This is a genomic window from Pseudomonas sp. SDO52101_S400 (assembly GCF_054071635.1).
The window spans coordinates 65,773-74,894 of record NZ_JBSVWF010000030.1 but is presented as its reverse complement, the minus strand read 5'-3'; the positions used below and the strand labels follow the sequence as shown (position 1 = coordinate 74,894).

General features: G+C 62.2%; 11 protein-coding genes. 9 read left to right on the top strand and 2 right to left on the bottom strand.

Annotated elements, in window-relative coordinates; all coding sequences use genetic code 11:
* Positions 1-62: 62 nt before the first annotated feature.
* Entirely contained in the window at positions 63-392 is a 330-nt protein-coding gene (locus ACW9HX_RS16630; RefSeq protein WP_457381429.1) for an EscU/YscU/HrcU family type III secretion system export apparatus switch protein, read from the bottom strand.
* Positions 389-1,966 carry a flagellar hook-length control protein FliK gene (gene fliK, locus ACW9HX_RS16625; RefSeq protein ID WP_457381428.1) on the bottom strand — a complete coding sequence of 526 codons (1,578 nt, stop codon included), beginning with the start codon at positions 1,964-1,966 and terminating at the stop codon, positions 389-391. Before fliK ends, ACW9HX_RS16630 begins: the two co-directional genes overlap by 4 nt.
* 198 nt (positions 1,967-2,164) lie before the next feature.
* Between fliK and ccmA the strand changes: the two genes are divergently transcribed.
* The 9 genes from ccmA to ccmI all read left to right on the top strand — a co-directional run bounded on the left by ccmA (position 2,165) and on the right by ccmI (position 9,112).
* Positions 2,165-2,800: a cytochrome c biogenesis heme-transporting ATPase CcmA gene (ccmA, locus tag ACW9HX_RS16620; RefSeq protein ID WP_457381427.1), complete on the top strand. Its 636-nt coding sequence runs from the start codon at positions 2,165-2,167 to the stop codon at positions 2,798-2,800.
* The gene (ccmB, locus tag ACW9HX_RS16615; protein ID WP_085710502.1) at positions 2,797-3,465 is read left to right on the top strand and encodes a heme exporter protein CcmB; all 669 of its coding nucleotides are present in this window, start codon (positions 2,797-2,799) and stop codon (positions 3,463-3,465) included. The genes ccmA and ccmB overlap by 4 nt, the downstream gene beginning before the upstream one ends.
* Positions 3,466-3,543: 78 nt before the next feature.
* Positions 3,544-4,299, top strand: a complete 756-nt coding sequence (locus tag ACW9HX_RS16610; protein ID WP_457381426.1) for a heme ABC transporter permease — start codon at positions 3,544-3,546, stop codon at positions 4,297-4,299.
* Positions 4,296-4,472, top strand: coding sequence for a heme exporter protein CcmD (gene ccmD / locus ACW9HX_RS16605; protein WP_008055370.1), 177 nt, complete (start codon positions 4,296-4,298; stop codon positions 4,470-4,472). The genes ACW9HX_RS16610 and ccmD overlap by 4 nt, the downstream gene beginning before the upstream one ends.
* Positions 4,469-4,924: a cytochrome c maturation protein CcmE gene (gene ccmE / locus ACW9HX_RS16600; protein ID WP_096822151.1), complete on the top strand. Its 456-nt coding sequence runs from the start codon at positions 4,469-4,471 to the stop codon at positions 4,922-4,924. The genes ccmD and ccmE overlap by 4 nt, the downstream gene beginning before the upstream one ends.
* A 3-nt stretch (positions 4,925-4,927) precedes the next feature.
* Positions 4,928-6,916, top strand: coding sequence for a heme lyase CcmF/NrfE family subunit (locus ACW9HX_RS16595; RefSeq protein WP_457381425.1), 1,989 nt, complete (start codon positions 4,928-4,930; stop codon positions 6,914-6,916).
* Positions 6,913-7,449, top strand: coding sequence for a DsbE family thiol:disulfide interchange protein (locus tag ACW9HX_RS16590; RefSeq protein WP_007959246.1), 537 nt, complete (start codon positions 6,913-6,915; stop codon positions 7,447-7,449). The genes ACW9HX_RS16595 and ACW9HX_RS16590 overlap by 4 nt, the downstream gene beginning before the upstream one ends.
* Positions 7,446-7,916, top strand: coding sequence for a cytochrome c-type biogenesis protein (locus ACW9HX_RS16585; protein WP_114881915.1), 471 nt, complete (start codon positions 7,446-7,448; stop codon positions 7,914-7,916). The genes ACW9HX_RS16590 and ACW9HX_RS16585 overlap by 4 nt, the downstream gene beginning before the upstream one ends.
* The gene (ccmI, locus tag ACW9HX_RS16580) at positions 7,913-9,112 is read left to right on the top strand and encodes a c-type cytochrome biogenesis protein CcmI (RefSeq protein ID WP_457381424.1); all 1,200 of its coding nucleotides are present in this window, start codon (positions 7,913-7,915) and stop codon (positions 9,110-9,112) included. The genes ACW9HX_RS16585 and ccmI overlap by 4 nt, the downstream gene beginning before the upstream one ends.
* The last annotated feature ends 10 nt before the right edge of the window (positions 9,113-9,122 follow it).

Genomic DNA, 9,122 nt, shown 5'->3' with positions numbered 1-9,122 from the left:
CCTTCAATAGGATCGCGGTCGAATGTGGGAGCGGGCTTGCTCGCGAAGGGGCCTTCAAAACCTCAGTAATCGTCGCCGCGGTCGGTGATGTCCTTCTCGACCATCGGTGCATTCGGGTCCTGTCCCGCCGGGAACTTGCCCTTGAGGTTCCAGGCAAACGCAATGATCTCGGCAATCGTCAGGTACAGCTCCTGCGGGATGCTGTCACCCAGTTCCATCCGCGCCAGCAGCTTCACCAGCTCGGCGTTTTCGTAGATCGGCACTTCACAGTCGCGGGCGATGCGCAGGATTTCTTCGGCCAGTTCGTCGTCGCCCTTGGCGGTAAGGGTCGGGGCGTGGCTGCCGTCGTACTTGAGGGCGATGGCCTGGCGTGGGGCAGTGGAGTCATTCATGCGGTTTCGTCGACCCAGCGGTGTTCGAGACGGGTTTGGTTGCCTTGCGGCGGGGTGCCGAGGTGGCAGTCGAGATCGCCGACGTTGAGCCCGCGATCCAGCAAGCGCTGACGCAGTGCGGCCAGATTGGTTTCGATCAGGTCGGCAGTGTACGGCCGTTCGGCCCATAGCTGACTCGACAGGCTGCCACTGATCAGTTGCGCCTGAATCTGCATCGGCCCAAGCGGTTCCATGTCGAACGCCAGATCGACGCGCCACAGTTGCTGTTTGGTTTCGCGTTCACTGTCACGGCGATCGCTCTGCTGTTCTTCTTGGGGAGCCTCTTCGCGCTGGAACTTGACCTGCAACGGCACGATGTCTTGCATATTGCGCATCGGAATTTCCAGCTGCCAGGTGCTGAGCAGGCGCCCGTCGTCGGTCACGCCGGTCTGTTCCAGGCTCGACAGTTGATGGCTTTGCAGACGTGAAACAGCAGCGGCGGCCAGGCGCAGCAGGTGTTCCAGGTCACCTTCACCTTCCTGGCTTTGCAGCAGCCGATCGGGCAGCGGGAAGCTGCTCGGCACCGGTTTGGCGCTGACCTGGCCGAGCATGCCGAGGGCATTGCGCACGAAGCTCGGCATCGCCTGGGCCAGGGTATTGGCGGCGATGATCGCATTCAGATTGGTATTGCCGGGCAGGCCGGGGGTGAGTTGCGCGATCAGCTTGAGCAGATCGGCTTTCATGTCCGGGGTCAGCGTCGGGTTTTGCCCGGTCAACAACTTGGCTTCAAGAAACGCGCCGCTGTTGAGCAGTGCCTGGGCCAGGCCTTTGGGCGTGGTCAGTTGCTCGACGTCTGGCAGGTTGGCCAGCAGCCGGTCCACGGCTGCGCGCAGATCAGTGGAGGTCTGATCGTCGGCGGGTGGCAGGCTCTGGAGGATTTTCAACAAACCGTCCAGCGAACCCTGGCGGCTTTGTTGGCTGACCAGTTGCTGACTCACCGCCAATTGTTCCTGGCGATTGCTCAGCGGCAGGAATTTCAGGGTCTGGGAATCCTGTACCAGCGCCGACAGCAAGGTGCCGATGCGCAACGGTTGCGGGCTGTCGATGCTCAGGGTGCTGCCGCTCAACACGGTGTTGAGCAGGCTGACCGTCCAGCGGAACACCGTCGGTTGTCCCGGCACCTGCGGCAACGCCTGATTCGTCAACACTTTGCCTTGCAGCAGTGTGCCGACCGGCAATTGCGCGGTGTCGATGCGGGTGAGGGTAGCGACAGCCGTGGCGATGGCCTGTTGCACGGTGACAGCGAGGTTGCCCGCCGACGGCTGGGTGACGGCCAGGTTGGTGCCTTGCGGCAGCGGCAGGGGGCTGGTTGCCTGCACGGTGGTCTGACGGCCGCCGTCGAGGGTGACCTTGAGCAGCACCTGAAAGGCCTGGTCCGCCGGTTTGAGCGACAACACCTCGGCCTTGGCACTCTGGCCGGCAGCAATCAGTCCGTCCATCGGCGTCAACAGCTTGAGCAGCTCACCGCTGACCTGCAAACGTGAGTTCGCTGGTGTGGGCTGCGGGAGCGGGAGGATGTTCATTTCGCCTGTCATACGCGGACACAACCTGAGGAAAATGCACTCGGGAGAGGGGGAGACGCCATGTATAATGCCGCCCGTCCTTCCGTTCGTTCAAAAAAACATAGCAATTGTTTGACGCAGCTCTCTGGATTGAGCCGTCATTGCATTTATGCTGCAACTCTTTAACGGCCGCCCCAGAGCCGACTTGAACCGTATAAGGCCCGTGAACCCTTGACCAGCCCTGTCCTGCAAACCGTTGGCCTCGCCTGTGAGCGCGATCTCAGACTGCTCTTCGAAAATCTCGAATTGAGACTGGCCAGTGGCGATATGGTGCAGATCAGTGGTCCCAACGGCAGCGGCAAAACCAGTCTCTTGCGCCTGCTGGCCGGCCTGATGCAACCAACCGACGGTCAGGTGCTGCTCAACGGTCAGCCCCTGGCCGAGCAACGCAGCGAACTGGCGCGCAACCTGCTGTGGATCGGCCATGCCGCCGGGATCAAGGACTTGCTCACCCCGGAAGAAAACCTCGCCTGGCTCTGCGCCCTGCATCAACCCGCCGAACGCGATGCGATCTGGCAGGCACTGGCGGCGGTTGGATTGCGCGGCTTCGAGGATGTTCCCTGTCATAGCCTGTCTGCCGGTCAGCAGCGCCGTGTGGCGTTGGCGCGCCTTTACCTCGACAGCCCGCCGCTGTGGATTCTCGATGAGCCGTTCACCGCCCTCGACAAACAAGGCGTGGCGCAGCTTGAAGAACATCTGGCCGGGCACTGCGAACGGGGAGGCCTGGTGGTGCTCACCACCCACCACACGCTGAGCCGGATGCCGGCCGGTTATCGCGACATCGATCTGGGGAACTGGGCAGTATGAGTGTCTTCGGCCTGCTGGTTGCCCGTGAATCCCGACTGCTGTTCCGTCGCCCGGCGGAGCTGGCCAATCCTCTGATTTTCTTCGCCATCGTCATCGCGCTGTTCCCGCTGGCCGTCGGACCGGAAACTCAAGTATTGCAAAACTTGTCCCCGGGGTTAGTCTGGGTGGCGGCACTCTTGTCGGTCCTGCTCTCGCTGGACGGGCTTTTCCGCAGTGATTTCGAAGACGGATCCCTTGAACAGTGGGTCCTTTCGCCGCACCCCCTGCCACTTCTGGTATTGGCCAAGGTGCTGGCACACTGGCTTTTTTCCGGGCTGGCACTGGTTTTGCTCTCGCCGTTACTGGCGTTGATGCTCGGGTTGCCGGCTGCGTGTCTGCCGGTATTGCTGCTTTCGTTGTTGCTGGGTACACCGGTGCTGAGCTTGCTCGGCGCAGTGGGCGCGGCGCTGACGGTCGGTCTGAAACGCGGTGGCCTGTTGCTGGCGCTGCTGATTCTGCCGTTGTACATCCCGGTGTTGATCCTCGGCAGTGGCGCCTTGCAGGCGGCACTGCAGGGCATGCCGGCGACGGGTTATCTGTTGTGGCTTGGTAGCCTGACCGCCCTGGCGATAACCCTGACACCCTTTGCAATAGCTGCTGGCCTGAAGATCAGCGTCGGCGAATAATGAGGTCTGGTCAAAATTTGACCAGTAAAGACCCTGAGACCGCTCACACCGATGAGCGGCACCCGTGATGGAAACAGTATGAACTGGACCTGGTTTCACAAGCTCGGCTCGCCCAAGTGGTTCTACGGCATCAGCAGCAAGTTCCTGCCGTGGCTGAGCATCGCAGCGTTGCTGCTGATCTCCGTTGGCGTCATCTGGGGCCTGGCCTTCGCGCCGCCGGACTATCAGCAAGGCAACAGCTTTCGCATCATCTACATCCACGTTCCCGCCGCGATGCTCGCCCAGTCGATCTACGTGATGCTGGCGGTGTGCGGTGTGGTCGGGCTGGTGTGGAAGATGAAACTGGCCGACGTCGCCCTGCAATGCGCCGCCCCGATCGGCGCGTGGATGACCGCCGTGGCGCTGGTCACCGGGGCGATCTGGGGCAAGCCGACCTGGGGTTCGTGGTGGGTCTGGGACGCGCGGCTGACCTCGATGCTGATTCTGCTGTTCCTGTACTTCGGCGTGATCGCCCTGGGCAACGCCATCAGCAATCGCGACAGCGCCGCCAAGGCCTGTGCGGTGCTGGCTATCGTCGGCGTGATCAACATTCCGATCATCAAATACTCGGTGGAGTGGTGGAACACCCTGCACCAGGGGGCGACCTTCACCCTCACCGAAAAACCGGCGATGCCCGCCGAAATGTGGCTGCCACTGTTGTTGACGGTGCTGGGTTTCTACTGTTTTTTCGGCGCTGTGCTGTTGCTGCGCATGCGCCTTGAAGTGCTCAAGCGCGAAGCCCGCGCCAGTTGGGTGAAAGAAGAAGTACAGAACAGCCTGGAGGCCGCTCGATGAGTTTTGCTTCATTCGGCGACTTCCTCGCCATGGGCCATCATGGCCTGTATGTCTGGTCGGCCTACGGCATTTGTCTGGCGGTGCTGGCCCTCAACGTGGCGGCGCCGATCCTGGCCCGCAAGCGGTATCTGCAACAAGAGGCGCGTCGTCTGCGCCGGGAGAACGGCAAGTGAATCCGCTGCGCAAAAAGCGTCTTATCATCATTCTGGCGATTCTGGTCGGGGTCGGCGCTGCCGTCGGCCTGGCCTTGAGCGCCCTGCAGCAGAACATCAACCTGTTTTACACCCCGACCCAGATCGCCAACGGCGAAGCACCGCAGGACACCCGCATCCGCGCCGGCGGCATGGTCGAGAAAGGTTCGCTGCAACGTTCCTCGGATTCTCTGGACGTCAAATTCGTGGTCACTGACTTCAACAAGTCCGTGACCATCACCTATCGTGGAATCCTGCCGGACCTGTTCCGCGAAGGGCAGGGCATCGTCGCTCTCGGCAAGCTCAACGCCGATGGCGTCGTGGTCGCCGATGAAGTGCTGGCCAAGCACGACGAAAAATACATGCCACCTGAAGTGACCAAAGCACTGAAGGACAGCGGTCAATCCGCGCCAACCCCTGCGAAGGAGGGTTGATCGATGACATCCAGCATTTTCATTCCGGAGTTGGGCCATCTGGCCATGATCCTGGCGCTGTGTTTCGCGCTGGTGCAGGCCGTGGTGCCATTGCTCGGTGCCTGGCGTGGCGACCGTCTGTGGATGGGCCTCGCCCAGCCGGCGGCGTGGGGGCAGTTCGCGTTTCTGCTGTTTGCCTTCGGCGTCCTGACCTACGCCTTCATGACCGACGATTTCTCCGTGGCTTACGTCGCGATGAACTCCAACAGCGCGCTGCCGTGGTACTACAAGTTCAGCGCCGTGTGGGGCGCCCACGAAGGTTCGTTGCTGCTGTGGGCGTTGATCCTCGGTGGCTGGACCTTCGCGGTGTCGGTGTTCTCCCGGCAACTGCCACAAGTCATGCTCGCCCGCGTACTGGCGGTGATGGGCATGATCAGCACCGGTTTCCTGCTGTTCCTGATCCTCACCTCGAACCCGTTTTCGCGGATCCTGCCGCAGATCCCGGCCGACGGTCGTGACCTCAATCCGCTGCTGCAGGACATCGGCCTGATCGTCCATCCGCCGATGCTGTACATGGGCTACGTCGGTTTTTCGGTGGCCTTCGCCTTCGCTATCGCCGCACTGCTCGGCGGTCGTCTCGACGCGGCGTGGGCGCGCTGGTCGCGTCCATGGACCATCGTCGCCTGGGCCTTCCTCGGCATCGGCATCACTCTTGGTTCGTGGTGGGCTTACTACGAACTCGGCTGGGGCGGCTGGTGGTTCTGGGACCCGGTGGAAAACGCCTCCTTCATGCCTTGGCTGGTGGGCACGGCGCTGATTCACTCGCTGGCGGTCACCGAGAAACGTGGCGTGTTCAAGAGCTGGACGGTGTTGCTGGCGATCGCCGCGTTCTCCCTGAGCCTGCTCGGTACCTTCCTTGTGCGTTCCGGCGTGCTGACGTCGGTGCATGCGTTTGCCTCCGATCCTGAGCGCGGTGTGTTCATCCTGATCTTCCTGCTGTTCGTGGTCGGTGGTTCGTTGACGCTGTTCGCGCTGCGCGCCCCGGTGGTCAAGAGCCAGGTCGGTTTCAACCTGTGGTCGCGGGAAACCCTGCTGCTGGGCAACAACCTGGTACTGGTGGTGGCCGCGTCGATGATCCTGCTCGGCACGCTGTATCCGTTGATTCTCGATGCCATCAGTGGCGCCAAACTGTCGGTCGGCCCGCCGTATTTCAACGCGTTGTTCATTCCGCTGATGGCCTTGCTGATGGTGGTGATGGCGGTCGGTGTGATCGTGCGCTGGAAAGACACCCCGGTGAAGTGGCTGGTGAGCATGCTCACTCCGGTGCTGCTGGGCAGCGTGGCGCTGGCCGTGGTGGCCGGCGTTGCCTATGGCGATTTCAACTGGGCGGTGCTGGCGACGTTCCTGCTCGCGGCCTGGGTGTTGCTGGCCGGTGTGCGCGACATCTTCGACAAGACTCGCCACAAAGGCCTGATCAAAGGCCTGCCGACCCTGACCCGCAGCTACTGGGGCATGCAACTCGCCCACCTCGGCATTGCCGTCTGCGCCTTGGGCGTGGTGTTGTCTAGCCAGAACAGTGCCGAACGCGACCTGCGTCTGGCGCCGGGCGAGTCGATGGAGCTGGCCGGATATCAGTTCGTGTTCGAAGGCGCCAAGCATTTCGAAGGTCCGAACTTTACCTCTGACAAAGGCACCATCCGGGTGATCCGCGATGGCCGCGAAGTCAGCGTGCTGCACCCGGAAAAACGCCTGTACACCGTACAGAGTTCGATGATGACCGAAGCCGGGATCGACGCCGGTTTCACCCGTGACCTCTATGTTGCTCTGGGGGAACCGCTGGGCGATGGCGCCTGGGCGGTACGGGTGCATGTGAAACCGTTCGTGCGCTGGATCTGGTTCGGCGGTCTGCTGACCGGGTTGGGCGGTCTGCTGGCAGCGCTGGACCGGCGCTACCGGGTCAAGGTCAAAGCCAAGGTGCGTGAAGCGCTGGGCATGGAAGGAGCCGCTGCATGAGACGTTGGTTGATGCTGGTGCCATTGGCGATTTTCCTGCTGGTGGCCGTATTTCTTTATCGCGGTCTGTACCTGGATCCGGCGGAGCTGCCGTCGGCGATGATCAACAAACCATTCCCGGAGTTTTCCCTGCCGGCGGTGCAGGGCGACAAGACCCTGACCAAGGCTGACATCCTCGGCAAACCGGCACTGGTCAACGTCTGGGGTACCTGGTGCATTTCCTGCCGGGTCGAGCACCCGGTGCTGAACAAACTCGCCGAGCGTGGCGTGGTGATCTACGGCATCAACTACAAGGACACCAACGCCGATGCCTTGAAGTGGCTGGCCGAGTTCCACAATCCGTATCAACTGGACATCCGTGACGACGAAGGCTCCCTGGGCCTGAACCTCGGGGTGTACGGCGCGCCGGAAACCTTCTTCATCGACGCCAAGGGCATCATCCGCGACAAGTACGTCGGCGTGATCGACGAGCAGGTCTGGCGCGAAAAACTGGCGGCCAAGTATCAGGCGCTGGTGGATGAGGCCAAGCCATGAAGCGCTTTATCGCTGCTGTGGTATTGGGCTTGAGCCTGGCGGGTGTTGCCCACGCCGCCATCGACACCTACGAGTTCGCCAAAGAAGGCGATCGCGAGCGTTTCCGTGAGTTGACCAAGGAACTGCGCTGCCCCAAGTGTCAGAACCAGGACATCGCCGACTCCAACGCACCGATTGCCGCCGACCTGCGCAAAGAGATTTTCCGCATGCTCGGCGAGGGCAAGGACAATCAGCAGATCATCGACTTCATGGTCGACCGCTACGGTGATTTCGTGCGTTACAAACCGGCGCTGAATGCCAAGACTGCGCTGCTGTGGTTTGGCCCGGCCGGATTGTTGCTCGGCGGTTTTGTCGTCATCGCCGTGATCGTCCGCCGCCGTCGCGGGCAACGCGCCGAGACTCCGCAATCGCTGTCCCCTGAAGAGCGTCAGCGCCTCGACCAACTGTTGGATAAAAACCAAGAATGATTGATTTCTGGCTTGCCGCAGGGCTGTTGCTTCTGGTCGCCCTGAGTTTTCTGCTGATCCCCGTTCTGCGTGAGCGTCGCGCCCAGCGTGAAGAGGACCGGACTGCCTTGAACGTTGCGCTGTATCAGGAGCGTGTCGCCGAGTTGCAATCGCAGCAGGCTGAAGGCGTGCTCGACGCCGCGCAAATGGACAGCGGCCGTGCCGAAGCGGCGCGGGAACTGCTGGCCGACACCGAAGGCGTGGCGCCGGCGCGGGTCTCGCGTCTGGGCAAACCATTGCCGTTGCTGGCGGCCGTGCTGGTGCCGCTGTTGGGCCTGGGCCTCTATATGCATTTCGGTGCCGCCGACAAAGTCGAACTGACCCGGGAGTTTTCCCAGGCACCGCAGTCGATGGAAGAGATGACACGACGCCTGGAGCGCGCTGTGGCTGCGCAACCGGATTCCGCCGAAGGCGTGTATTTCCTCGGTCGTACCTACATGGCTCAGGATCGGCCGGCGGACGCGGCGAAGATGTTCGAACGCGCCGCCAACCTGGCCGGTCGTCAGCCGGAACTGCTCGGCCAGTGGGCGCAGGCGCAGTACTTCGCCGATGGCAAGAAGTGGTCGGACAAGATTCAGGCCCTGACCGACGAAGCACTCAAGGCTGATCCGAAAGAAGTCACCAGCCTCGGTCTGCTGGGGATCGCCGCTTTCGAAGGCGAGCGCTATCAGCAAGCCATCGACTACTGGAACCGTCTGTTGGAGCAACTGCCAGCGAACGACAAATCCCGCGAGGCCCTTCAAGGCGGCATCGCCCGCGCCACTGAAAAACTTGAGGCCAGCGGCGGCAAGGTAGCTCAGGCTCCGGTCGCGAAAACCGCGCTGCTCAAGGTCAGCGTCGATCTGGCCGCCGAGCTCAAGGGCAAGGTGCAGCCGGGCGACAGCGTGTTCATCTTCGCCCGCGCAGTGTCCGGCCCTCCAGCACCGTTGGCCGCCAGACGACTGACCGTTGCTGACCTGCCGGTGACCGTCGAACTGGGCGATGCCGACGCAATGATGCCGCAGTTGAAACTGTCGAACTTCCCCGAAGTCCAACTGGTTGCGCGCATCTCCCGAGCCGGTCAACCGACCGCCGGTGAGTGGGTCGGCCGCAGCGGGCCTCTGGCCAGCAGCACCACCGCGACGCAGACACTGACCATCGACAGCCCGGACAAATAGCCGGAACCAA

Excerpts from the sequence above, each read along its gene's own strand:
- ACW9HX_RS16595 (WP_457381425.1), top strand. The coding sequence starts at position 4,928 with ATGACATCCAGCATTTTCATTCCGGAGTTGGGCCATCTGGCCATGATC.
- ACW9HX_RS16610 (WP_457381426.1), top strand. The coding sequence starts at position 3,544 with ATGAACTGGACCTGGTTTCACAAGCTCGGCTCGCCCAAGTGGTTCTAC.
- ccmI (WP_457381424.1), top strand. The coding sequence starts at position 7,913 with ATGATTGATTTCTGGCTTGCCGCAGGGCTGTTGCTTCTGGTCGCCCTG.
- ACW9HX_RS16630 (WP_457381429.1), bottom strand. The coding sequence starts at position 392 with ATGAATGACTCCACTGCCCCACGCCAGGCCATCGCCCTCAAGTACGAC.
- ccmD (WP_008055370.1), top strand. The coding sequence starts at position 4,296 with ATGAGTTTTGCTTCATTCGGCGACTTCCTCGCCATGGGCCATCATGGC.
- ACW9HX_RS16585 (WP_114881915.1), top strand. The coding sequence starts at position 7,446 with ATGAAGCGCTTTATCGCTGCTGTGGTATTGGGCTTGAGCCTGGCGGGT.
- ccmB (WP_085710502.1), top strand. The coding sequence starts at position 2,797 with ATGAGTGTCTTCGGCCTGCTGGTTGCCCGTGAATCCCGACTGCTGTTC.
- ACW9HX_RS16590 (WP_007959246.1), top strand. The coding sequence starts at position 6,913 with ATGAGACGTTGGTTGATGCTGGTGCCATTGGCGATTTTCCTGCTGGTG.
- fliK (WP_457381428.1), bottom strand. The coding sequence starts at position 1,966 with ATGACAGGCGAAATGAACATCCTCCCGCTCCCGCAGCCCACACCAGCG.